The sequence below is a fragment of the Halorussus sp. MSC15.2 genome, from assembly GCF_010747475.1.
In the GTDB taxonomy this organism is placed as follows: domain Archaea; phylum Halobacteriota; class Halobacteria; order Halobacteriales; family Haladaptataceae; genus Halorussus.
The window spans coordinates 1-22,818 of sequence record NZ_VSLZ01000004.1 but is presented as its reverse complement, the minus strand read 5'-3'; the positions used below and the strand labels follow the sequence as shown (position 1 = coordinate 22,818).

Below are 22,818 nucleotides of genomic sequence, written 5' to 3'. Positions count from 1 at the left end.
TTTCCGTCCACCGTACCACCGAGTCGTGTGGGCTTCGGTGACGAATACTGCTCAACCTATCTGCTACAACCACGTTTGCGTAGACGTTTACGTATACGTTTTCGTATTCGCGCGGAACACATGCCGAGACGAAGGCGGGCGCGTCGCGAGACTGAATCGAATCAAAATCCACACGTGAACAGCCGTGGAAACGATTTCATTTTCGTAAACGATAACGGAAACGATACCGCGAACGATATCGGAAACGAAAAGCGAGTGAATTCGACAACGTGGCCGTAAACGCACAACGGAAACGCAGTCGAAAACGATTTCGAAAACGGCTGTGATACGGCCTGTCAGAAGTTGCGTCGGGCGTACTCACCCGACGCGTCCGCGAGGAGGTCCAGATACTCCGGGGCTGCTTCCCGCAGACCCAGACGGACCGCGAGTCGGACGACCTCGCTCCGGTCGAGCGCGTCGCGGTCCACGTCCCGTCCCAGCGCGCTCTGAAGCGAAGTCCCGACCGCTTCGAGGTCCTGTTCGCGTTCTGCCAGCGTCGTCAGGAGCGCGGTCACCGACTCGTCGCGGGCCGCGAACGTCTTGGCCTGCTCGCCCGAGTCGATGGCCGCGAGCGCGTCGACGAGGTCCTCCACCAAATCGTCGCTCTCGTCCTCCCTGCTCGCCGGTTCGGCCAGACGGTCGGTGCGTTGGGTCTGCTGGCGGAGTTCTTCGAGGTCGGGGTCGCTCACGCCGTCTCACCTCCCGTGGTCGCTGCCGGTTCGGCGCGCTCCAACCGCTCGGTCAGTGTCGCGGCAGTTTCGAGAAATGCTTCGCGTGCGCGCGCGGCAGTCGTCGATGGCTCTTCGAGCGCGAACGCGGTCCGGCCCGACTCGGCGGCGTTCCGGATGTCTTGGCTCACCGGGACGTGCGACGACACGAACGCGTCGGGGTACGCCTCCTCGAAGGCGTCGAGGTACTCCTCGGCGAGTTTCGTCCGGGTGTCGACCTTGTTCGGGAGGACCATGGCGAGTCGCACGTCCACGCCGAAGTTCGCGCCGATTTTGTCGAGGTCGGCCCGGAGCGCCTCGGCCTGTTCGGACTCGAACGGTCCCATCTCGACCGGCGCGATGACGTTCCGGGCGGCCCAGAGACCGTTGTAACTGACGTTGTTCGTCAGACCCGGCAGGTCGATGAGGATGGCGTCGTAGCCCAGCGGTTCGATGTACTCGTCCAAGAACGTATCGAGTCGCGAGTAGCGGTCGTGGGCGTCGTCGATGTTACCCAGTTCGGCGTCGAGGCTGTCAAGACCGGGGTGGGCGGGAATCAGGTCCACGCCCTCGTCGGTGTCGAGGATGAGTCCTTCGACCGCGGCGTCGCCCAACTTCTCGGCGATGGCGCTCCACTGGTCTTGGAAGACCGTGGAGATGTTGGGCCAGTCGTCGTCCTCGGCTATCTGGCGCTCGACGGTCTCCCAACGTCCGAAGTGCTTCACGAGGTCACCCTGCTTGCCCGCGAGGTCGATGAGCAACACGTCGTTGCCCTGTTCGGCGAGCGCCACGCCGAGGTGGGCCGCGGTGGTCGTCTTGCCCGTACCGCCCTTGTCGAGGAAGGTACAGGCTCGGATGGAGCGAGGCATAATTTGCGTTTGCGCAAACGCAAACGACCTATTTAATCCTTCGTCAGACACGTGTGTAGGAAACAACATTTACGATTGCGTATCCAGTACCGTTTTCGGATGCGTTTTCGTTAACGTAAACGCCCCCGAGCGTTCGCGACCGAGGCCGGAATCGCTAACGGGCGCGAACCCGAAGTCGAATCGTATGGAACCGTTCGTCCTCGTTGCGCTGGCTATCCTGCTTGCTGGGGTCGTCGGGAGCGTGGTGCCCCTCGTCCCCGGCGCGGGCCTGTCGCTGCTCGGAATCTACCTCTACTGGTGGTCCACCGGCTACGCCGAACCGGGACCGTGGGCGTTGCTCGCGTTCACAGTGGTCGGAGTCGCCGCTATCGTCACCGACCAGTTCGGCGGAGCACTCGCCGCGAGCGCCGGCGGTGCCTCGACGAAAACGGTGGTCGTAGCGACCTTAGTCAGCGTTCCACTCCTGTTCGTCGCCGGGCCGGTGGGACTCGTTCTCGGGGTCGCAGGCGCGGTGTTCGTCGCGGAACTCTATCGAACCCGAAGCGCCGAGCAGGGTACCCGCGCGGCCGTCTTCGCCGCGGTCGGAGTCCTGGGGTCGGCGCTCGTGCAGTTGGTCGTCACGCTCTCGCTGCTCGTCGCGTTCTTGTTCGTGGCGTTCTAACCTTTTTGTCCAAGCACGGAGTAGTAGTGTGGCATGGAGTCGTACGCCGCGCTTCTGGTGGGGGCGATGGTCCTGCTCGCAGGTTGTGCAGGCGGAATGAGCGGTGCCATCACGGGTGACGCGGACCGAGGAGGGTCTTCGACGACACCGCCGACGACGACTGACGTCGAACGAGTCGTCAACGCGACGTTCGTGGTGGAGGACGGAGAGAACGTCACCGTGAGCCTGCGAGTCGCCGACGAACCCGAAGAGCGTCAGTCGGGACTGATGCACCGCGAGTCACTGGCCAACAACAGCGGCATGGTGTTCGTCTACGAGGACGCCCAGCAGGTGTCGTTCTGGATGAAGAACACCCTGATTCCGCTGGACATGATATTCGTCGCACCCAACGGAACGGTACTGAACGTCCGGCACGCCAGTCCACAGCCGAACGCGTCCACGGACGAGTTACGGAGATACCCAAGCGACGGCCAGGCGAAGTACGTCGTCGAACTCCCGCGAGGGTTCGCGAACCGGACCGGCGTGGGACCGGGGACCGAACTCGTGTTCAACGGGACCCCGCCGACCGTGGAGTAGCGCGCGGACCGTCGTTCGTCGGAACACAAAGCATATATGTGATTGGTGAGACCGAAATAATACCTCGGGTAGGGGTACACGAGGTACATTCTTTCGACGCAATCAGGTAGTTACTGGCAGATTCGAAGACAAAAGTCGTTTGCGTTAACGTTTACAGTTACGTAAACGGTTGCGTTAGCGTTCTGTGAGTCGATGGATTTCCGGGAGTAAACTCGTCGGACAGCGGCACCACTCAGTGACGTGACGATTGGCCGACCCCGTATTGGTAGCGGGCAGTTCCGCCAGTATCACAGGTCGCAGTCGAAGGATTGGGCTAGCCCCCAACACGAAACTATTTTAACCGACCTGGAACTCCACGGACCTCACGGGAATCGCCGCCGGCCGGTCGTGGAGACGCCGCGTTGGGGAAAATGCGAGACGACGGTGGGGGCCTCAGAGGTCCTGAAACGCCCCGACGAAGTCGTCGTGGTCGTCCAGTTGGTCGCGAGAATGGTCCACTTCGGTCCGCAGCGACTCGATTTCGGTCTCCAGTTGGGCGTATTCGTCGTTGGATTCGAGCGCCTCGGCGTCCTTCTCGGATTCGAGGACCGCTCGTTTGGAGACCAGCGAGAAGTACTGCTGTAGCTTCGCGCCGTAATCGACGCGAGTCAACATCTGTTCGACGGTTTCGTGGAGGTCGTCTTTCGAGACGGGTTTGACCAGATAGTCGTCGAACCCCATCTCCAAGATGTCGAAGTCCGGTTTGACCGCGGTCACCATGACGACGCGGCAGTTGAGGTCGCGGTCTCGAATCTCCGCGAGGACCTCGTCACCGGACTGGCCCGGCATCCGGCGGTCGAGGAGGACGACGTCGACAGATTCGTCGAGCACGTCCAGTGCCGCATCGCCCTCGTAGGCACTCCGCACGCGATAGTCGTTCTCTAACCACATCGCGTAGAGGTCGGCAACGTCTTGCTCGTCGTCCACGACGAGAACAGTCGATTGATCGGGGGACATGGTCGTGACAGGCGCGACTCGAACGGCCTTTGGTTACTGACTGAATGATGCGACAATATGGACTTATATCTTGTGGTTATCGAATCGAAACAGTCCGAGTTTCCCGCAGCAAATCGGAGGTTCGTCGGCCCTCCGTCCGTTATTTGGAGCCGAAGACGTGAGACGGTGTTCGTGACCGACGCGCCGTCGAACGACGTCCCAATCAGGTCGTCCATCGGGAGAGAACGGGAGTCGAGAATCAGCCTCCGAACATTTCTTCACCGAACCGACCGCAACAACTAAATCGGTTCGGTCTCTACGTCCAGATGGATATGTCGAAACCCAGTGATCGTTTTTGCCACGGGCAGTGAACCGGAGACGACACCGGAACAACGATTCGAGCGACTCCTAGAACTCCCGCCGAGTGCGAAACTCGTCTACAGAGTGTTAGAGCAGGAAGACAGTCCGTTGACCCAAGGGCAGATTCGTCGGCAAGCGCTCCTTCCGGCGAGGACGACCCGCGACGCACTGACGAAACTCGAAGACGACGGACTCATCGAAGAGCAGATGTACGTCCCCGACGCGCGAAAACGGTTGTACCTGCCGCGGCCAGTCTCGGTTCCGGAAGACGCAGAACTGACTGCGTAAGTCCCGGAGGGGACTTAAAGGCCCGTCATATCATGCAGTACACCTATCCACGTAACGGTCGTAGATATTCCTGCCTGCAGGGGTCCCACGCCCCGGCGTCGCAGGCAAGGGAGTCGTAAATTAATTACTGTGCCTCTGACAACCGGGGCGGTCCTCGCCGCCCTGATTCTCACGTCCCGAGCGACAGCGTCGCGAAGACGGACGACCGGGCGGTCGGACTCTGGTCGTCCGCGGTCGGTACCCGTAAGTCCGACAGTCCTCACTGGAAGGCCTGCACGATACCGTCGTAGGCCCGGTCGACGTTCCACGACGAGATGAACGTCGCCATGGCGTCTTCGAGGTTGGTCAGCGTCTCGGGCGGCACCGCGAGACCGTGAGTAGTCGAGGGCGGTTGGGCCTTCGACTGCTTGAAGTCCTCCATCTGACCTTGGAGGAACGGCCCGAAAGCGTCCTTGGGCACGTCGGTTCTCGGCGGAATCGACCCCTTCTTGGGGTTGAACCGCTTCTGGGCATCGACGCTACCGACGTAGCGAAGGAACCGCGTGGTCGCCTCGGGCGACGGGTTGTTAGTCGGGAACGGGAACGAGTCCATGTTGAGCATGTAGAGGCCCTCGGTCCCGGGGAACGTGACCTGATTCCAGCCCTTCTGAAACTCTAGGGTCTCCGGCGAGTACATGCCCGCTGCCCAGTCGCCTTGGTGGAAGAAGGCGGCCTGACCGTTGAGTATGCGCTTGTTGGCCTCGGTCCAGCCGATGGACCCCGCGTCGTCGTTGAAGTACTGCTTGTAGTCCTTGACGATTTGGAGCGAGTTCTTGATGGCCTGTTCGTTCTGCGTCACTTTCCCCTCGGTGAAGGCGGTGTAGGTGTCCAGTCCGTGTTCGCCCAGCAGGACGGTCGTCCAGAGTTGCATCGTGGACCATCCCGATTTAGTCTGGTGGGCCATCCCCGCGGCCTCCGTGTTGTTGCTGACCTGCTTCATCGCGCCCAAGAGGTCGCTGGGTTTCGAGATTGACGAGGGGTCCACGCCCGCCTGCTCGACAACGTTGACGTTGTAGAACAGGTTGTTGATGCGGTGGATATTCAGCGGCACCGTCACGTAGTTGCCCGACGGTCGAGCGGCCTGCTTGGGTCCCTTCAAGTAGGCCGACTTCATGTCGTTCTTCGACCAGACCGACTCCTCGATGTTCTCCAGTTTGTTCGCCCGAGTGAACGGCAACAGGTTCGCACCCGGCCACGCCTGCCACGAACTCGGCGGGTTGTCGTTGAGTACCCGCTTCTTGATGACGGTGTGGAGGTTCTGGCCCGCGCCACCCGCCACGGGGTTCTGATTGACCTTGATGTCGGGATACTTCTGTTGGAACCCCTCGAAGAGCGCCTGAATCGCCTCTGCACCGTCACCCCCAGTCCACCAGTGCTGAACTTCGAGCGTCTCGAAGTCCTGTCCGAGGAGACCGGACAGTCCGCCGAGTCCGGCCGCGCTCGCCGCGCCGGTCGCTTTCAGATACGTGCGTCTCGATAGCGTGTCGTCGTTTGCTCCCATCGGTAACACCCAGACACGGTAACTACCCACAAACACTAATCGTTTCCTCCGAATACGACGGGAGAACGGTGCGAACGAAACCCCTGCGACTCCGAGAGCTACCCGGCCGACAGACCCTCGACGTTCTGCTGGAGTCGGATGGTCGTGGTGATGAGGAACCCGGCCACGAGGACGACGAAGACGTTCTCGACGGCCCCCACGACCACCGGACTGAATCCCACGAGGACGCCGAGGTCCGCGAGTCCCAGACCCGCCAACGAGACCAGCACCGGCAGGAGATGACGGCGGAGCGTGTCGAGCGACGTGCCGCGCGCCATCGACTCCAGTTTCTCGGCGAACACCACGCCGTAGGCCGCGAACGCGACGCTGCCGAGACCCTTGACGACCTCGGCGACGGCCGTCTGAGCGACGAGCAGAACCGCGACCCACTCCACGAGGATTACCACGACGAACGCGGCCTCGACTCTGCGGAGCGTGGCGAGCGAGAACCGCTGGTCGTCCGGCGCGGGAGCGAGCGCCGAGTTGTAGTAGACCTCCCGCATCGAGAACGCGAGGAAGACGATGCAGAACAGCAGGGCACCGTGGCCGAACGCGGTCAGGACCCGAGAACTGACGACCGATTCGGCGACGCCGAACAGACCGAAGAGTCCGGCGGTCGCCCCGACCGCCCCGAGGTAGCGCCAGAAGGGGCGCTGGGACTCCAGTCGGTTCAGTCGGAGGTTCCTGACCGCGTAGAACCCGAACACTCCGGCCGACACCGCGACAAGGACCGACCCGAGGAAGCGGACGACCGCGGCGCTCGGGTCGCCGGTCGCTTCGACGGAGAGCGGCGCGAGCGCCGTCATTTCCCGAAACGTCGCATCGGGGCCACTTAAATACGGGCGGAGTCCCGTCGCTCCGCAGTCGGAACGAACTTCGAGGGGACGGGCGGGCTTCCGAACTCGGACTAGAAGACCAGTCGTCGAACTAGGCCACCGGTCGGCGGTGGACCGAACTACCAGTTCCCGAACGCCGGGAGATTGAAACCGCTCGCTCCCGTCTAGTTCGACGTGCACTCCCACGACCCGGACGAGACGCCCTGCCCGGTCTGTGGCAAAGCCTACGACCAGCGCGTCGTCGTGGAGCGCGGCGACCGCTGGGCCGACGTGTTCGGCGGGCCGCCGTTCTCCGCGCTCACGAAGTATGCCCGGCGGTGTGCGACTCGGTACGATGCGGAGGAGGAGCGCGCCCGGAGCGAGAGCGAGCGCGTGGTCTACTTCCACGACGACAGTCCGGCAGGCGGGCGGTAGCTACACGTCGAACGACAGCGGCAGGTCCCGCGCGACCACCTCTAACTCCCGGCGAAAGTCCTCGGCGGTCTCGAATCGCGCGCGCTTCTCCTTCGTGAGCGCCCGCCCGACTAACTCGTCGATAGCCTCGGGCACGTCCTCGACGTGGGCGCTCGGCGGTTCAGGGTCCGCCTCGCGGATTTGCCGCGGGAGTTCTCCGGTGTCGCCGGCGAACGGCGGCCGCCCGGCGAACAGGGCGTAACAGAGCGCGCCGAGGAGGTAGACGTCGGTCGCTGGGTCCGGGCGGCCGAACGCCTCGGGCGCGACGTGTTCGGGCGCGGCGTAGCCCGGCGGAACCGGCGGGTCGCGGAGTTCCCCGAGCAGGTCGCCGAACCCCCAGTCGCCGACCTTCGGGACCGGCCACGCGCCGAGCGTGCGCGAGAGACCCACTGCACCGGGGCGGAGCGCGCCGTGGACGACGCCGCGGGCGTGGGCGTGACAGACCGCCGTGGTGACGCAGTGGGCGTACCACACCGCGCGGTCGAGACCGACCGACCCGAGGTGGTCGCGGAGACTCCCACCGTCCATGAACTCGGTGGCGAACCACGGTCGGGGCGTCGCCCCGCGTGCGAGAATTGGAGCGACGTGAGCGTGGTCGTCCACGCCCGACCACGCCCGAATCGCTGTCTCGACGCGCGACGGGTCGATGCCCGCGTCCGGCCGGAGCGTCCGGAGCGCGACCACGACGTGGCGGCCGCCCTCGCCCGGCGTCGGGGCGCGGGCCTTCGTCGCGTTCGTCAGCGGACCCTCCCCGAGGTCGGTCAACCGCTCGAACCCGCCGCGTTCTGGCAGGACTGCGGGCACCGAGGGAATCGAATCGGGCGGTCCGAGCGACTCGTCTACCTCGTCGTCGCCACCGCTCCGGTCGCCCGCCGCCTCGTCGTCGGTCGCTCCGCCGCGGATTCGTATCGGGCGGCCGCTCCCGCCGGACTCGTCGGTCACCGCGACGAGGTCGGCGTCGCCGGTCAGAATCTCGGCGACGTCCGGCGTGGCCTCGATGGTCTCGGGGAACCCGTCCTCGTCGAGTCGAGTGACGAGACGCCGGAGCGTCTCGGCGGCGACCCGGCGAACGAGTCCGTCGCCGTCCGCGACGAGGTCCGCGAGACGACCGAGCGCGGGTTCGGCGGCGTGGGGGTACTCTCGGGCCACGTCGGCGAACGCGAGCACGCTGTTCTCCCGGACGAGGGGGTCCTCGTCCGTCAGACTCTCGGTGACCGCCGAGAGCGCGGTGCGGGCGCGCTGGGGGTGCTGGTCGGCGACGGTCGCCAGCGCCCACGACGCGCCGCGGCGGACCCACCGGTCGTCGTCGTCCAACAGCGGCGCGAGTTCGGACTCGACCGGAAGTCGCCGCGAGCGGTCGGGGTCGTCGGCCGCGATTTCCGCGAGGGTCCACGTCGCTGCCGCGCGCTCCTCGGGGTCGTCGCTGTCGAGTCTGGACGCGGCGACGTCGGCGTCGTCGTCCACCGTCCCCCACCGCTCGCGGGCCTGTTCCCGGAGGCGGTCGGCCCGCTCGCGGTCGTCGGAGTCGCGTCCGTCCATCGGTTGGACCGATGTCACGCGAATCGATAAGTGTTCCTTCACCGGCACTCGGTGCCGTTCAGAAGAGAACGAGTGATAGTCTCGGCAAGGGTTCGTGCAGCGTCGATTCCGTCGGACCTTCGGCAGCACCTGACAGTCAGTCTCGTCGAGTCGCGTCGAGGTCCACGACGGCGTCCGCGAGTTCGCGGACGCCGAGAGCGACTGCTGGTCGTGGAGCGAAGGGTGCAACAGGTAGTAGCCCCGACCATCGACGCTCTCGATGCGGCCCGCGAAGAGGTGGAGGAACCGGAAGGCACGGTCGAGGGCGACGGTCTCCAGTAGCGCCGTCAGCGAGTCGAAGCAGACGACCGTCCGGCGACCGTTACCGTCCCACGTGTCGAGGTACTCGCTGGCGCGAACGCCGACGCTGGCGAGGTCGGTGGGGTCCGAGACCGTTTTCACGAACGGGGCGGTGTCGGCGGAAGGGCGCGAACGCGCGGTCGAACTCGTCTCGGAGGAAACTGCCGTCGCCGACGAGCGCGTCGTTTCGCCGACGTGGACGAATCCGACCTCGGGTGGCAGTTCTCCTACGTTCGTTCGCCACTGACGAAGCCAGACGTCGGGGGAACGCCGGTAGGAGACGACGAGGAGATTCCGCTCGACGGGGCGGGCGAGTTCGTCGAACACCGCCGCTGTCACACCCTCGGTTGCCGTCGGTCCCTCCAACAGGGTGTTGGAAACCGAAGATTGTGAACGAGACACATCGTTAAGTGTTCGTGAAGAAACTTAAATTCTAGTGAATTCGTTACCGAGTGACGTTCGGGCGTCAAACAGGTCGCAAAACCTAACACAGATGCGTCCATCGAGTCGGTCAACGCATGGGTCTCGGTCCAAAGCAGTGGAAATGTAAAGACTGCGGGCGGCAACACGCGACAGACCGAAAGCAGTGCATGGAGTGCGGATATAGCGTGTTGAAGCCCGTAGACAACGAGAAGCGACTGGACCGACTCACGACGGTGGTATTGGCACTCTTGCCGACGCTGCTGGCGGTTCTCACGATGGGACTCATCGCGTGGGTGATGTTCTTCTGACGGAGCGCAGGGTGGCAGGAGGACGGAACGCTCGGGAGCGTCGGCTATCGCGTCAGTCGTCGTCGCCGGAACCGGACGCGTTCGTTTCGCTCGCCGCGCTTCGCTCGGCGGTGCTCGCTTCCGGCGACCAGTCGTCGAGCGTTCGCTGGACCGCCTCCTCGCCGACCGCGCGGGCGAGGGTCTCGAACCCGGCGCGCTCCGTGCGGTCGTCTGCGCCCGCCAGCAGGCGCGAGACGATGAACTCGGGCGTGGACTTGCCGACCGTGCCGAATCTGGGCTGGTAATCGACTTCGAGTTCGAGGTCGTCGTCCAGTCCCTCGGCGAAGATGCCGTCCTTCCGGGCCTTCTCGGGCAGGGGTTTGAGGTCGTCGGCGAGGTGGGTGACGAACACCCCGAGCGCGCCCCTATCGACCGTGAGGCGGACGAGACCGTGCAGGAGGTCGGCCGCGCTCCCGGGTTCGGTGATGGCCTCGAACTCGTCCACGAGCATCAGGGTGTTCGCGCCGTCGGTCAGCGGCGGGACGATACTGCGGAGCGTCGATTCCAGCACGCCCGCGTTGAAACTCGCGTGACGCCGGTGGAAGACGATGTCCTCCGAGATGGAGACCTCCGCGTGCTCTGCGGGCACCGGAAGCCCCATCTGAGCCAGCAGGGCGACCTGACACATCGTTTCGAGCAAGGTCGTCTTCCCGCCGGAGTTCGCGCCGGTCAGGACCGACACGCGGTCGCCGTCCGGGGGCGTCGGGTCGGCGTCTGACGCCGACTCGCTCGACAGGTCGTGGCCGCCGACTGCGTAGGTGATGGGCTGGACCGCCTCGCCGCTGGCTTCGATGGAGACGTTCCGTGCGTTTCTGACCGCGAAGCCGTTCTCGGTGAACGCGGGCCGAGTGAGGTCGAAGTCGTGAGCGAAGCGGGCCAGCGAGAGGTGGAAGGACAAATCGGAAACCGCCGCCTTCGCGGCGTCGATGGCGCTCTGGGTCTCGGCGATGCGGCCCCGCAACCGGCGGGCGACCGACCGCTCGCGCTCCTCGACGGTCTCTCGCAGGTCGTCGGTGAGGTCCCGGAGCGTGGCGTTCACGAAGTCGGCGGCGTCCACCGCGTCGTCGGGCGTGGCGTCGCGGACGCGCTGGAACCCGGCCTCGGTCTCGCTGGCCACGTAGTCCACGACGACCTCGCCGAACTCCGCCCCGGCGCGGGCCTCCTCGCGTATCTCCTCCATCGCGTCGAGCGAGTCGGCCGACAGCGCCTCGACGCTCTCCAGCGAGTCGCGGAGCGCGTCGAGTTCGTCGTCCACGCCGCGGGCCACGTCGCCGCCGTCGAGGTCGGCCAGCGCCGAGGCGGCGGCTCGCAGGTCGTCGCCGTCGATGTCGGCCACTCGCGAGAACGCGCCGTCGGACAGAGGGTCCGACGAGTCTCCACTCGCTTCGTCTTCTCGCGGGCTTTGCCCGCTCGAACGGTCCGAGGGACTCCGTCCCTCGCTACTCGCGGAGCCGCCGTCCGAGAGGCCCGCCTCGCGGAGCGCGAGAACGGTCCGAACCGCGGCCTCGTCGTCGCCGATGCGCTCGTCCTCTGCGAACTCGGCGAACGCCGAGAGGACTCGCTCGCGGGTCTCGGCGTCGAGTCGGCCCCACGACTCCGCGGCGTCCATCACGGCGTCGAGGCGCTCGGTCGCTCGGTCGCGCTCCATCAGCGGCGTCAGCACTCGGATACGGTCGGCCGCGTCCTCGGTCACGGCGTAGTCGCTGGCCACGTCGAGCAGTTCCTTGTAGACGGCGCGGGTGTCGCGGGTCGCCAGCACCGACATCCCCTCGCCGCCGTTGGCCCGCCGGAGGATGCGGGTGGCGCGCCCGCGGGACAACCCCGCGGAGACGAGCGCCCGTACCGCCCCGGTCTCGATGGCCTCCACCGCGCGCTCGGTGCCGAGTTCGGCTTCGAGGCGCTCGCGCGTCTTGGGTCCGACTCCCCAGTACTCCTCCAGTCGCATATCCGAGACCTGAGGCTCCCGGCTCTTAATGGTTGCACAACGCGCCCCGATTGCCGGGGTAGAATCACGGACGCCCCGTTTCCCGTGGGTCTCCGTCACCGCGGCGACGCGCCGTAGTGCGGTTTCGACGCGGTTTACTCGTCGAGGAAGGCCGAGAGCAGTTTCCGCTCGCCCACGCGGAGGTGCTGGTGGAAGGTGGGAGCGGAGACGCCCAGCGAGTCGCTCACCTCTTCGCCGGTACTCTCGCGGGGCCACTCGAAGAACCCGGCGTAGTAGGCCGCGTCGAGTGCGGACCGTTGGCGCTCGGTGAGGTCCTCCTCCAGCGCGGTCCGGAACTCCTCGACCGTCCGGGCGGGTCGCTCGCGCTCGCGCTGGGCGACAACTCTCGTCCCGGGGAGTTCCTCCTGAATCGACTCCACGACCGGCCGGACGTCCACGTTCCGGGGGAGTTCCACGACGCTCCGGGCGCGTTCGGCCGTGAACTCCGCGTACTGGAGCGTCCCGCCGTGGTCCGACAGCGCCTGTAACGGCGACGGGCCGGTGTAGACGAACTCGAACAGGTCGCCGTCGTCGTGTTCGTTGACCAGTCGGGCCTGCTCCACGTCGGGCGCGTCGTCGGACAGCGCCAGCACCCGGTCCGGGTCGATTCCGTCCACCGTCACGAAGTAGACGAACGACCCGTCGGTGGTCATCGTCACGCCCTCCAACGTGAACGTCCCGCCCTCCTCGCGCGGGGTGCGCAAGAAGAAGCCGTCGCCCTCGCGGATTTCGAGTTCGACCTCGACCACGCCGTCCGAGAGCAGCGCGCGCTTGTTCTCGGCGGCGTTGATGGCGTGGCCGATGGTCTCGCCGAGTTCGGCGAGGACCGCCCGTTCGCGGGCGTCGAAGGCGTTCGTCCGGTCGGCGTAGACGCAGAGGACGCCGTACACCGTCTCGCGGTAGCGCAGCGGAATCGCGGCGAGCGCCTGAAAGCCCCGCTTCAGCGCCGCTTCGCGCCACGGTTCGTAGTCCTCGTCGTCGGAGATGCTCTGGACGACCTGCACCGACCCGGTCTCCATCGCCTGCTGGGCCGGGCCGGTCGGGGTCTCGTCGCGCATCTCGACGATTCGGTCGAGATACCCCTCTTCGGGACCACCCCACGCGGTCGGTTCGACATCGTTGGACCCGGCCATGCTCTCGCCGACCCACGCGAACTGGTACTGGGCGGACTCGGCGAGGCGGTCGCAGACCGCCTGCGTTATCTCCTCGCGAGTCGATGTCCGGACGAGCAGTTGGTCCACGTCGCGGATGACCGCGTTGATTCGGTCGAGTTCGGCGAGTTGCCCCCGCTGTTCGGCGAGTTCGGCCTCGCGGGCCGCCCGGTTCAGCGCCACCTCGGCGTTGGCGGCCAGCACCCGCACGAGGTCCATCTCGTAGTCGTCGAACGCCCCGACCGTCGGTGAAGCGACGGTCATCACGCCCCAGTCGCCGAGGGGGAACGCGCCGAACGCCCGAATCCCCTCGGACCCGTCCTCGTGGGCGCGCGTGTCGTTCCAGGCGTTGTCGAAGGTGAGCGCCTCACCGTCCTCGAAAGCGGTACCGACGATGCCGTTGCCGGACTCGAAGGTGGGAACGGAACTGACGTCGATGACGGTGTCGTCGGGGATTATGTACGGTTCGAGGCGCTCGCTGTCGTCGTCCCACTTGAATACCGACGAGTGCGGGATGTCGAGGACTTCGCGCGCGGTTTCGACCGCGGTCTCACAGATGTCGCGCTGGCGTTCGGCCGCCATCAGGTCCCGGGTCGCGTCGTGGAGCGCGTCGAGCATCTCCTCGCGCTGGACGCTCTCGGTCACGTCGTAGTACAGTTCGACTCGACCGCCGGCGTACAGGCCGGACTCGATGGGTCTGCTGCGGTGCTGGAGGTAGCGTTCTCGGCCGTCCTCGTTCGACCGCACTTTGCAGATGAACTCTTCGAGACCGGTGTTGTCGTCGTAGGTCGCGGTCACCGTCTCCACGAAGCGCTCGGAGTCTTCGACGAGGTGGCTGACCCGCTCCTCGATGAGGGTTCGCTTGTCCGCGCCGACGACCGTCTCCCGGTCGAGACCGAAGTACTCCGACACCGCGGCGTTGGCCCACGCCACGTCGAACTCGTCGTCGAGGACGAAGATGCCGACGTCGGTGTTGTCCATCACGTCCTCGGTCATCGTGCGGTAGCGCTCCTCGTTGCGCTTGCGCTCGGTGATGTCGGTGTAGATGACGTAGTTGCCGCCGTCGCCGGACACCTCCGCGTTGCGGAGCAGGAAGTCGCGGGTCCCGTCCGCCGCCTCGCGTTGGACTTCCACGTCCACGCGTTCGCCCCGTTGGACCTGCTGGTTGAGTCGCTCGGCCTTGCCGGACTTGCCATCGGGGACGAGCAGGTCGTCGATGGACTCCCCGACGACCGTCTCGGTGTCGTAGCCGAACGTGTCCTCGAAGGCCTCGTTGACGGACTCGATGACGGGTTCGCCGTCGCGGAGTTGGTACCGAGCGGTCGGTTCGGGGACGTTCTCGAACAGCGCCGCGAATCGGTCCCGTTCCTCGCGGAGCGCCTCTTTGGACTGGACGCGGGCCAGCGCCTCGGCGGCGTGGGTGACCAGCAACTCCGCCAGTTTCGCGTCCTCGCGGTCGAACTCGCCCGGCAACTGGGACCCGGCCTGCAGGACCCCTTCGTCGCCGAACGGGACGCTGAGCAGCGACCGGTACCGTTCGCTGACGATTTCCACGTCCGAGACCTCCGAGACGTCGTCCACGACGAACGTCTCTCCGGTCTGGTAGGTCTCGCCAGCGAGACCCTCGTCGGCGCGAAGCACGTCGTACCCGGTCTCGTCCAGTTCCGACGACGTGGCTTTCGGGACGAGGAAACCGTCCTCCTCGACGTCCACGCCGCAGATGTCGAACTTCAGAATCTCCTCGGCGGCGTTGACGGTCCGGCGGAATATCTCCTCGGGCGTGTCACAGCCTTCGAGTTTAACCGCGACGTGATGCAGTTCCTCTATCTTCTGTTTCTGGCGGGTCAGGTCCCGCTCCAGCTGCTTACGGTCGGTGATGTCGGTGTAGATGACGTACCCGCCGGAATCCGGACCCGGCATGCTCGCGGTCCGAACGAGGAAGTCGCGCGTCTCGGTCGCCGTCTCGCGGCGCACCTCCGCGTCCACGTGTTCGCCCCGGCGCATCTGCTCGACGTGGCGCTTGGCCTCCTCGATGTGGTCGTCGGGGACGATGCGGTCCAGCACCGACTCGCCGACGACGCTCTCGGCGTCGTAGCCGAACACCTCCTCGAACGCCTCGTTGACCGACCTGATAACCGGCTCCCCGTCACAGATGTCGTGGTAGACGACGGCGTCGCGGGTGTTCTCGAACAGCGCGGCGAATCGGTCGCGCTCCGCTTCGAGGGCCGCTTCCGACCGGATTCGCTTGAGCGCCTGCGCGAGGTGAGAGGTCAGCAGTTCCGCGAGTTCGCGGTCGCTCTCGCCGAACGCGCCGGCCTCCTTCGAGACGGCCTGAAACACGCCCAAATCCGCGACGGGGACGGTCAACGCCGCGCGGTACCCCCGCTCGGCCGGGTCCACGCCCTCCTCGTGGAGGTCGTCGGTCCGGAGCGTCTCGCCGTTCCGATAGGCGCGCGCCGCGAGTTTATCGTCCGCCGTGACCGGCGTCGTCGTGTAGTAGCCGTCGGACGGGACCCCCTTCGAAACGGCCTGCGGGACGAGTTCGCCGTCTTCGAGGGTATCGACCGCACAGAGGTCGAACTCAAGCAACTGCTCGGCGGTCTCGACCGCCAGTCGGCAGACCTCCTCGACGCTGTCGCCCTCCTCCAGCATCACCGCGACCTCGTGGAGTTCTCTGGTCTTTCGCTTCTCGGCTTCAAGGCGGTCCTCCAGTCGCTTGCGCTCGCTCACGTCGCGGACGACCGCCGAGAAGTAGTGGTCGTCGCCGCGTTCGGTCTCGCGGTACGACACCGCCAGCGGCACCTCGCGGCCGTCGCGGTGCTCGCCCGGCAGTTCCGCGTAGTCGCGCTGGAGGTGGCCCTCGTCCTCGGACACCGATTCGAGGGTCTCCGCCACGGAGTCGCGGACCGACTCGTCGAGCAGCGACAGGACCGACTCGCCGACGACCGACTCCGGGTCGTACCCGAACACGCGCTCGACGGCCTCGTTCGCGAACACCACATCAAAATTCTCGTCGAATGTCAGGATGGGGTCGGGCGACTCCTCGACCAGCGTCTCGAACCGGTCGGTGATTCGGTCGCGTTCGCCGGTAGCGGTCCGGAACTCGATGGCACGTTCGACGCGCCGGGCCGCACGCGCCGGGAGTCCGGCCCGCGGTCGAGTCGGGACGAACGCGACGTCCGGCGGCGCGTCGTCCACCGACTCCGCGAGCAACACGCGTGCGGTGTCGGGGTACAGTTCCGCCACGGCGTCGAGCAGTTCGGCACCGTCCACGTCCGGGAGGTCGGTCTCGGCGACCACGCAGTCGGCGTCGGCGGTCTCGACGTGGTCGAGTGCCGCCGCGCCGTGACGTGCGCAACTGAGTTCGGCGTCGGTCAACTCCTCGGTGATGGCCGCGGCCCGCGTCTCGTCGCCGACGTAGACTATCTGGCGCGTCGCACCCCGCCTTCGACTCCGTTCCCCCTGGGGCCTTTGCATCGTTACCACGACAGACACTCCGCGCTTGTTAGCGTTTCGTTCTCACCAAAATCGTCGCCCCACATATTGCAGTTAAAATCCATTCAGCGGCCCCATATCTTTATATTCCTGTCTCTAGAATCGTTCTTAAAACTCGCATCGGCCGATGGTTCGACCGACAAAACGGTGACCGGTACGGATGCATGAGACACGAGTCAATCACCCGACTCCGCGGGCGGCGTCGGGTCGCTCCCGTCGCGGAACCGCTCGGGGAGGTGCGGACGCACGCCGGAGGGGACGTATCGAACGAGGTGCTCGGCCAACGACGCGAGGTGCTTGCGCGCGAGCGCGTACCCCGCCGAGACCAACAGCAGCGCCGCCACGAACGCCCTGACCGGGCCGTCGTACGCCACCAGCATCGGGGCACCGAAGACCACGGCGAGGAGGAAGTCCTCGGGCGCGCCGTCGTAGCGAATCCAGCGCCGCGGCGCGACCCACCGCCCGCGGTAGTGGTCGTACACCGCACGCTCGGACTCGGCGAGCCACGGCTTGAGTTCGAGACCGCCGCCGAACGCGTCCATCACAGAGTGAGCGGCGGCCCCGACGAGGAAGACCGCGAGCGCGACGGTCGCCGCGACCGGAACCAGAACCGCGAGACCGACGGCCGCGAGAGCGGCGACCGCGTAGTAGACCGGGAAGTGGAGCGTCCGGCGGTGGCCCGCGTAGAGGTCGAGGTCGGGGAAGACGCTCCCGAACACGCCGGTCGCGAGCGCGACGGGCGCGAACTCGGGCGCGACGCCCGCCGCGGCGCTGGCGAGGACGACGCCGAACAGAGCGTGGGTGGTCGCCATCATAGGGCGGAGAGTACGGCGGCCGACGGTAAAGCCGTGTCGTGTCAGTCGGTCACGACCCGCGGGGACTAACCGCCACGTTCGAGGGCGAGTCTCCTACGCGCTCGGTTCCGACGGACGAAAGTCGGGCGGGACCGAAGACCGACCATGCCAACTCGCGACCTCACCCAACCGCTCGACGACGGCGTCACCGTCTACCCGGGCGACCCGCCGGTCGAACGCACCCCCGCGGCGACCCACGCGTCGGACGGCTATCGCGTGACCGAGGTCCGCCTCGGCACTCACTCCGGAACGCACGTGGACGCGCCGAGTCACACCGAACCGGACGGGAAGAATCTGGACGAGTTCGCGGTCGAACGGTTCGCGTTCGACGCCCGTCTCGTGGACTGCTCGTCGTCGGGAGCGCGCGACCCCGTCTGTCCGGAGAGCGTGCCGGACGACGCGGACGCGGAGATGCTGGTCTTCCGGACCGGATGGGACGACCACTGGGGGACCGAGCGCTACTACGACCATCCGTATCTGGCTCGGGAGACCGCGGCGAAGTGCGCCGAGCGCGGGTACCACGTCGGGACGGACGCGCTGAGTCCGGACCCGTCGCCGAGCGCGCGGGACGCCGAACGCGACGGCGAACCCGACGGGGTTCCGGCCCACCGCGAACTGCTCGGGAGCGACCTGCTCGTCGTCGAGAACCTGACGGGGACAGACGACCTCCCGGAGCGGTTCGAACTCCGGGCGTATCCGCTGGCGCTGGCCGGGGCCGACGGGTCGCCGGTCAGGGCCGTCGCTGTGTGGTAAAGTGGGACTGGACGAAGGAACCGTACGGTCGCGTATCAGTGCGTCGATGGAAGCACGTCCTTCACCGGATAGAGGTCCTCGTGGATGCCCTCCGCGTCGCAGTCGTCGTTCGGACATCGGTAGTACCACCCGTCGTCCGTAGCCTCGGCGGCCTGAAATCGCTCGCCGCATCGGCCACAAAACAGGAGCGAGTCGAAGTCGTCCGCGCCGCGGGATAGGTCTACGTCGTCAGTGTCGGTCTCCCGACTCTCGAGCAGTTGTTCCATACTGTTAGTAACCGCACCATCATATAAAAGACCCACCGTTTTTCCACACCTACCGGAGATATCGCGGAAAATTTAGCCGCGGGATTTCGGAACCGAATTAGCCGGAGTCCGACCGCCTCAGTCGGCGCGCAGGTACCACGCGACTCCGAACGCGAGCAGTACGACCACCCCGCCCGCGAAGAACAACAGTCCCGGCGGGAGTCCGCTCACGGCGGCCCCGCCCGCTTCGGTGACGGTGGTCGTAGTCCGGGCAACCTCCTCGGTGAACGTCCCCGTCGATTCCGCCGCTGATTGGGTGGTCTGGGCCGCGGTTTGAGTCGCCTCCGCGACCGTTCGTCCCGACTCGGCGGTCCCGGAGGCCCCGCCGTTCGGGCCGGGCGCGGTCGCGTTCTCGGCCACGGTCGTCGTCGCGGCCGCGGAGTCGCCGCCCTGCCACGTAAGGTCGGTATCGACCGCACCCCCCGCGTTTCGACCGCCGAACAACCGCTGGACGAGCAGACTCGACAGCCCGAGGACGCCCAGCGCGCCCAGCAGTCGGGAGAGCGCCGACTCGACACCGGGCGCGTCGTCGTCGCTCCCGGCGAAGACGACCAGCGGTTTCGCGGCGGGCGCGTACACGTTCATCTCGCGGCCCTTCTCGGAGTAGACGGTGTCGGCGACCTCGACGAGGTCGGCGTTTTCGAGTCGTTCGAGGTGGTATCGGACGTTCTGGATGGAAGTATCGACCTCCTCAGCGAGCGAGGACGGCGTCGCGGGGTCGTCGTACAGCGCCCCGAGGATATCGCGGGCGGTCTCCGACTGGAGGGCGGCGAGCAGGTCGTCGGCGTCGTCGCTGTCCACGCCGACGACCCGAGGCTCACCCCCGTCTCCGGCCGAAGGGTCGGGACTGGAGGGCAGCAGGTCGGCCATACCGGCTTGTTGGCGGCGACCCGGATATAATTTTGTCCCTGTCACGTCGGCAGGATACGACGTTCGAGCGGGCGTCCGTTCGTCGTCGTACCGAAACCCCTTTGTGTGAATTTAGGGTAGCCTAAACAAGAGAATGGCGAGCGACACTCGGACGGAGGAACGGACGCCGACCGAATCCGGCTGGTTCGGGTGGATAGACGCGTCGCTCGCTACGGTCGTCCTCGGAAGCGTGGCCGTGGTCGTCGTGGCGGGACTCGTGCAGGTGAGTTTCGGGACGTACTCGATGACGCTGGCCCAAGCGTGGCACGCGGTGTTCGACGCCGACGTCGTCTTCGACCCGCAGGTCTGGCAGGCGTTCCTGCTCGGTAGTGAACTGCCCGAGATGTCCAGACAGCAACTCGTGGTCTGGAACATCCGACTGCCGCGAGTGATAGTGGCGGCGTTCGTCGGGATGAATCTGGCAGTCTCGGGGGCCATCTTTCAGGCCGTGACCCGGAACGAACTCGCCAGTCCGTACGTCCTCGGCGTGAGTTCCGGAGCGGGTCTCGCGGTCCTGCTCACCCTCGTGGTGTTCTCGGGACTCGCGCCCTATCTCCCAATCTTCGCCTCGCTCGGCGGTGCGCTGGCGTTCCTGCTCGTCTACCTCATCGCGTGGAAGGGCGGGACGAGTCCAGTCCGACTCGTCCTCGCGGGCGTCATCGTCAGCACCGTCTTCTGGTCGCTCCAGCAGGGACTGTTCTACCTCGCCGAGGACCTCGGGGTGGTCCAGTCGGCCATCGCGTGGACCACCGGGTCGCTCACGGGCGTCGATTGGGAGCAGGTCCGAATCGCGCTGCCGTGGACCGTCCTCTCGGTCGGTCTCGCGCTGATAGGGTCGCGGCAGTTGAACGTCCTCCTGCTCGGCGAGCGCACCGCCAAGTCGCTCGGTATGTCGGTCGAGAAGGTGCGGTTCGCGCTGGCGGGCGTGGCGGTCCTCGCGGCCAGCGCGGCCATCTCGGTGGCTGGCATCGTGAGTTTCGTCGGTCTGGTCGTACCCCACATGGTCCGGACCCTCGTCGGGAGCGACTACAAGCGTCTGGTAGTGGGATGCGTGTTCGCGGGTCCTGCGCTCGTGGTGGTGGCCGACGTGGGCGCGCGACTCGCGCTCAGTCCGACGCAGGTCCCGGTCGGCGTCGTGACCGGACTCGTCGGCGGACCGTACTTCCTCTATCTGATGCGGAAACAACAGGAGATAGGCGAACTATGACGCAGGAAACCGACGCGAAGGAACGCGGCGAGCGGAGCATCGACGCGACGACTACTCTCGGCGATGGCGGCGAGGGCGAACCCGTCGAAGTCCAGAGCGCGCTGGTCGCCGAGGACCTCGAAGTCGGCTACCCGACGACGGAGGACCCCGTCGTGGAGTGTCCGCGCATCGACGTTCCCGAGGGCGAAATCACCGCACTCGTCGGCCCGAACGGCAGCGGCAAGAGTACCCTGCTCAAATCCCTCTCGGACCACCTCGACCCGGACCGGGGCGTCGTCGCGCTCAACGCCGAGAGATAAGCGAGTACGGTGGAAAGGAACTCGCTCGGGAACTCGGCCACCTGTCCCAGGAGAACGACTCGCCGGGCGGTATCACGGTCGAGGAACTGGTGTACCACGGTCGCTACCCCCACCGCGGGTTCTTCGATTCCGTCTCTGCAGAGGACCACGACGCAGTCGAACGAGCCATCGACCTCGCGGGCGTGAACGACCTCCGGGACCGGGAGGTCGGTGCGCTGAGCGGCGGGCAGAAGCAGTTGGTGTGGATAGCGATGGTTCTCGCACAGGAGACCGACGTACTGTTGCTCGACGAACCGACGACGTTCCTCGACCTCCACCACCAACTTCGAGTGATGGAGACGGTCAGCCGTCTCAACGAAGAGGAGGGCGTCACCGTGGCGGTGGTCCTCCACGACCTGTCGCAGGCGGTCCGGTTCGCCGACTACATCGTCGCCATGGACGACGGCGGCATCTACGACTGGGGACCGCCCGGAGAGGTCGTGACCGAGCAACTGCTGGCCGACGTGTTCGGCGTGGACGCCGCGGTCACGCGGTCGCCGGAACTCCGGATTCAGCCCAAGCGGGCGCTCCCGGACGAGTAATTCGCATCGAGACGCCACTTCCAGTTGAAACAGTCGAAGCACTCGAAATCGCCGAAGCACCGGAAGTGGCCGAAGTACTCGAACCACCCGAAGCGGCGGACCCGCCGGACGCGTCCGCTCAGTGTTCGATGGTCGTAATCTCCTCGACGGGCCACTGGCTCAGAATCTCGACGCCGTTCTCGCGGACGACCACCATCTCCTCGACGCGGACGCCCTGTCGGTCGGCGGGGCGCATCGTCTCGACGGCCATCGTCATCCCCTCCTCGATTTCGATGGGGTGGTCGGGCGAGAGACCTCGCCAGATGAGCGGGACCTCGTAGAGTTGGAGACCCAAACCGTGCGCCCAGTGGTTGGTGGTCATCTCCCAGAACTCGTCGGCACCGTACCAGTCCATGTGTTCGCCCTCCTCGTCGGGGAAGCCCTGACAGATTTCGTCGGTCGTCGCCCCGGGTTCGATGCGTTCGAGCACGTCGTAGAGGTCGTCGCGGGCCTTCTCGTAGGCGTCTTTCTGGGCCTGCGTGGGTTCGCCCACGCTGAAGGTGCGGTAGTAACAGGAGCGGTAGCCCATGAAGCCGATGTTGTAGAAGTCGGCGTACACGAGGTCGCCGGGCCGAATCACGCGGTCGGTGGTGTTGGCCTGATGCTTGGGCCACGTGTTCGGTCCGGAGGTGACGTACCCGCCCTGCACCATCGCGCCGAGTCGCCAGAGTTCCTTCGTCGCCTCGCCCCAGACCTCGGACTCGCGCATGCCGGGCTTGGCGGTCTCGGTGATGCGCTGGAATCCGGCCTCGCAGAGCGCGGCGACCATCCGCAGGCACTCGATTTCGTCGCGGGTCTTCACCTTCCGAGCGTCCTCCATCACGTCGGCGCAGTCGCCGGGTCGCACGTCCACGCCGCGCTCCTCGAACTTCGAGAGGAGCGACCGGTTCCCCACGTCGATGCCCATCGGCTCTTTCTTCACGCCGTACTCCGCCATCGCCTCGACCACGAGGTCGGCCATCTTGCCCTTCAACCAGTCCCGGGCCGAACTGCTGCCCGACGCCCGCGGGACGTTCCCGAGTCCCGGCGCGGCGTACCGGATGTCGTCGAGCCACGGGCAGTTGAACCGCTGGTTGCTGGCGTGGTCGGCGGTGTCCCAGTGGACCACGTCGCCGTCCTCGGTCAGGAGGGTGTAGTGGTCGGCCCCGCTCCCGCCGGTCATGGCAAGACCGGTGACGTACCGCACGTTGGGGTCGTTCACGAGGAGCATGCTCCCGAGTCCGGCCTCCCGCATGCGTTCGAGCGCGCGG

19 protein-coding genes and 1 pseudogene are annotated in these 22,818 nt (G+C 66.2%); 8 read left to right on the top strand and 12 right to left on the bottom strand.

The features are described 5' to 3' along the window. Positions 1–335: 335 nt before the first annotated feature. Together FXF75_RS15055 and FXF75_RS15050 are read right to left on the bottom strand one after the other, a co-directional pair. Entirely contained in the window at positions 336–728 is a 393-nt protein-coding gene (locus FXF75_RS15055) for a hypothetical protein (RefSeq protein WP_163522690.1), read from the bottom strand. Then, on the bottom strand, positions 725–1,615 hold the full coding sequence (locus tag FXF75_RS15050; protein ID WP_163522689.1) for a ParA family protein: 891 nt from the start codon (positions 1,613–1,615) through the stop codon (positions 725–727). The genes FXF75_RS15055 and FXF75_RS15050 overlap by 4 nt, the downstream gene beginning before the upstream one ends. A 184-nt stretch (positions 1,616–1,799) precedes the next feature. On the opposite strand from FXF75_RS15050, the gene FXF75_RS15045 reads away from it, so the two are divergent. Beyond that, positions 1,800–2,276 (top strand): DUF456 domain-containing protein, encoded by a 477-nt coding sequence (locus FXF75_RS15045; RefSeq protein ID WP_163522688.1) that lies wholly within the window; start codon positions 1,800–1,802, stop codon positions 2,274–2,276. Between the two features lie 33 nt (positions 2,277–2,309). Further along, on the top strand, positions 2,310–2,852 hold the full coding sequence (locus FXF75_RS15040) for a DUF192 domain-containing protein (protein ID WP_240334701.1): 543 nt from the start codon (positions 2,310–2,312) through the stop codon (positions 2,850–2,852). 432 nt (positions 2,853–3,284) lie between these two features. Here the strand turns inward: FXF75_RS15040 and FXF75_RS15035 are convergent, their stop codons facing one another. Further along, positions 3,285–3,848: a response regulator transcription factor gene (locus tag FXF75_RS15035; RefSeq protein WP_163522687.1), complete on the bottom strand. Its 564-nt coding sequence runs from the start codon at positions 3,846–3,848 to the stop codon at positions 3,285–3,287. 423 nt (positions 3,849–4,271) lie between these two features. On the opposite strand from FXF75_RS15035, the gene FXF75_RS15030 reads away from it, so the two are divergent. Further along, positions 4,272–4,475, top strand: coding sequence for a hypothetical protein (locus tag FXF75_RS15030; protein WP_309221834.1), 204 nt, complete (start codon positions 4,272–4,274; stop codon positions 4,473–4,475). A 259-nt stretch (positions 4,476–4,734) separates the two neighbouring features. Here the strand turns inward: FXF75_RS15030 and FXF75_RS15025 are convergent, their stop codons facing one another. Continuing rightward, a complete protein-coding gene (locus tag FXF75_RS15025; protein ID WP_163522685.1) occupies positions 4,735–6,015 on the bottom strand; it encodes an ABC transporter substrate-binding protein in 1,281 nt (426 codons plus the stop codon). Positions 6,016–6,113: 98 nt separating this feature from the next. Further along, the gene (locus tag FXF75_RS15020) at positions 6,114–6,860 is read right to left on the bottom strand and encodes a hypothetical protein (RefSeq protein ID WP_163522684.1); all 747 of its coding nucleotides are present in this window, start codon (positions 6,858–6,860) and stop codon (positions 6,114–6,116) included. Between the two features lie 204 nt (positions 6,861–7,064). On the opposite strand from FXF75_RS15020, the gene FXF75_RS15015 reads away from it, so the two are divergent. After that, positions 7,065–7,304 carry a hypothetical protein gene (locus FXF75_RS15015; RefSeq protein WP_163522683.1) on the top strand — a complete coding sequence of 80 codons (240 nt, stop codon included), beginning with the start codon at positions 7,065–7,067 and terminating at the stop codon, positions 7,302–7,304. Here the strand turns inward: FXF75_RS15015 and FXF75_RS15010 are convergent, their stop codons facing one another. Beyond that, positions 7,305–9,560 (bottom strand): HEAT repeat domain-containing protein, encoded by a 2,256-nt coding sequence (locus tag FXF75_RS15010; RefSeq protein WP_163522682.1) that lies wholly within the window; start codon positions 9,558–9,560, stop codon positions 7,305–7,307. It abuts the gene before it with no gap. A 269-nt stretch (positions 9,561–9,829) separates the two neighbouring features. On the opposite strand from FXF75_RS15010, the gene FXF75_RS23130 reads away from it, so the two are divergent. Continuing rightward, positions 9,830–9,952 (top strand): hypothetical protein, encoded by a 123-nt coding sequence (locus FXF75_RS23130; RefSeq protein WP_275897422.1) that lies wholly within the window; start codon positions 9,830–9,832, stop codon positions 9,950–9,952. Positions 9,953–10,004: 52 nt separating this feature from the next. Here the strand turns inward: FXF75_RS23130 and FXF75_RS15005 are convergent, their stop codons facing one another. From FXF75_RS15005 to FXF75_RS14995, 3 genes are all read right to left on the bottom strand, one after another. Further along, on the bottom strand, positions 10,005–11,936 hold the full coding sequence (locus FXF75_RS15005; protein ID WP_163522681.1) for a DNA mismatch repair protein: 1,932 nt from the start codon (positions 11,934–11,936) through the stop codon (positions 10,005–10,007). A 134-nt stretch (positions 11,937–12,070) separates the two neighbouring features. After that, positions 12,071–16,603, bottom strand: a complete 4,533-nt coding sequence (locus FXF75_RS15000; RefSeq protein ID WP_163522680.1) for a PAS domain S-box protein — start codon at positions 16,601–16,603, stop codon at positions 12,071–12,073. 194 nt (positions 16,604–16,797) lie between these two features. Continuing rightward, on the bottom strand, positions 16,798–17,436 hold the full coding sequence (locus tag FXF75_RS14995) for a metal-dependent hydrolase (RefSeq protein ID WP_163522679.1): 639 nt from the start codon (positions 17,434–17,436) through the stop codon (positions 16,798–16,800). Positions 17,437–17,580: 144 nt separating this feature from the next. Between FXF75_RS14995 and FXF75_RS14990 the strand changes: the two genes are divergently transcribed. Beyond that, on the top strand, positions 17,581–18,228 hold the full coding sequence (locus FXF75_RS14990; RefSeq protein ID WP_163522678.1) for a cyclase family protein: 648 nt from the start codon (positions 17,581–17,583) through the stop codon (positions 18,226–18,228). A 35-nt stretch (positions 18,229–18,263) separates the two neighbouring features. Here the strand turns inward: FXF75_RS14990 and FXF75_RS14985 are convergent, their stop codons facing one another. Both FXF75_RS14985 and FXF75_RS14980 read right to left on the bottom strand, forming a co-directional pair. After that, on the bottom strand, positions 18,264–18,494 hold the full coding sequence (locus tag FXF75_RS14985; RefSeq protein WP_163522677.1) for a zinc ribbon domain-containing protein: 231 nt from the start codon (positions 18,492–18,494) through the stop codon (positions 18,264–18,266). Between the two features lie 117 nt (positions 18,495–18,611). Next, positions 18,612–19,403, bottom strand: coding sequence for a winged helix-turn-helix domain-containing protein (locus FXF75_RS14980; protein ID WP_163522676.1), 792 nt, complete (start codon positions 19,401–19,403; stop codon positions 18,612–18,614). Positions 19,404–19,536: 133 nt separating this feature from the next. On the opposite strand from FXF75_RS14980, the gene FXF75_RS14975 reads away from it, so the two are divergent. Then, the gene (locus FXF75_RS14975; protein WP_163522675.1) at positions 19,537–20,649 is read left to right on the top strand and encodes an iron ABC transporter permease; all 1,113 of its coding nucleotides are present in this window, start codon (positions 19,537–19,539) and stop codon (positions 20,647–20,649) included. Then, positions 20,646–21,529: pseudogene (locus FXF75_RS14970) on the top strand (ABC transporter ATP-binding protein). The gene FXF75_RS14975 and the pseudogene FXF75_RS14970 overlap by 4 nt, the downstream one beginning before the upstream one ends. A 118-nt stretch (positions 21,530–21,647) precedes the next feature. On the opposite strand, the gene FXF75_RS14965 reads toward FXF75_RS14970, so the two are convergent. Then, on the bottom strand, positions 21,648–22,818 hold a 1,171-nt coding region (locus FXF75_RS14965), incomplete at its 5' end, for a Xaa-Pro peptidase family protein (protein ID WP_163522674.1).

Bases quoted from the DNA above. Each gene is read 5' to 3' on its own strand.
- FXF75_RS15050 (WP_163522689.1), bottom strand. From the start codon at position 1,615: ATGCCTCGCTCCATCCGAGCCTGTACCTTCCTCGACAAGGGCGGTACG.
- FXF75_RS15045 (WP_163522688.1), top strand. From the start codon at position 1,800: ATGGAACCGTTCGTCCTCGTTGCGCTGGCTATCCTGCTTGCTGGGGTC.
- FXF75_RS15040 (WP_240334701.1), top strand. From the start codon at position 2,310: ATGGAGTCGTACGCCGCGCTTCTGGTGGGGGCGATGGTCCTGCTCGCA.
- FXF75_RS15035 (WP_163522687.1), bottom strand. From the start codon at position 3,848: ATGTCCCCCGATCAATCGACTGTTCTCGTCGTGGACGACGAGCAAGAC.
- FXF75_RS15025 (WP_163522685.1), bottom strand. From the start codon at position 6,015: ATGGGAGCAAACGACGACACGCTATCGAGACGCACGTATCTGAAAGCG.
- FXF75_RS15020 (WP_163522684.1), bottom strand. From the start codon at position 6,860: ATGACGGCGCTCGCGCCGCTCTCCGTCGAAGCGACCGGCGACCCGAGC.
- FXF75_RS15005 (WP_163522681.1), bottom strand. From the start codon at position 11,936: ATGCGACTGGAGGAGTACTGGGGAGTCGGACCCAAGACGCGCGAGCGC.
- FXF75_RS15000 (WP_163522680.1), bottom strand. From the start codon at position 16,603: ATGCAAAGGCCCCAGGGGGAACGGAGTCGAAGGCGGGGTGCGACGCGC.
- FXF75_RS14995 (WP_163522679.1), bottom strand. From the start codon at position 17,436: ATGATGGCGACCACCCACGCTCTGTTCGGCGTCGTCCTCGCCAGCGCC.
- FXF75_RS14990 (WP_163522678.1), top strand. From the start codon at position 17,581: ATGCCAACTCGCGACCTCACCCAACCGCTCGACGACGGCGTCACCGTC.
- FXF75_RS14985 (WP_163522677.1), bottom strand. From the start codon at position 18,494: ATGGAACAACTGCTCGAGAGTCGGGAGACCGACACTGACGACGTAGAC.
- FXF75_RS14980 (WP_163522676.1), bottom strand. From the start codon at position 19,403: ATGGCCGACCTGCTGCCCTCCAGTCCCGACCCTTCGGCCGGAGACGGG.
- FXF75_RS14975 (WP_163522675.1), top strand. From the start codon at position 19,537: ATGGCGAGCGACACTCGGACGGAGGAACGGACGCCGACCGAATCCGGC.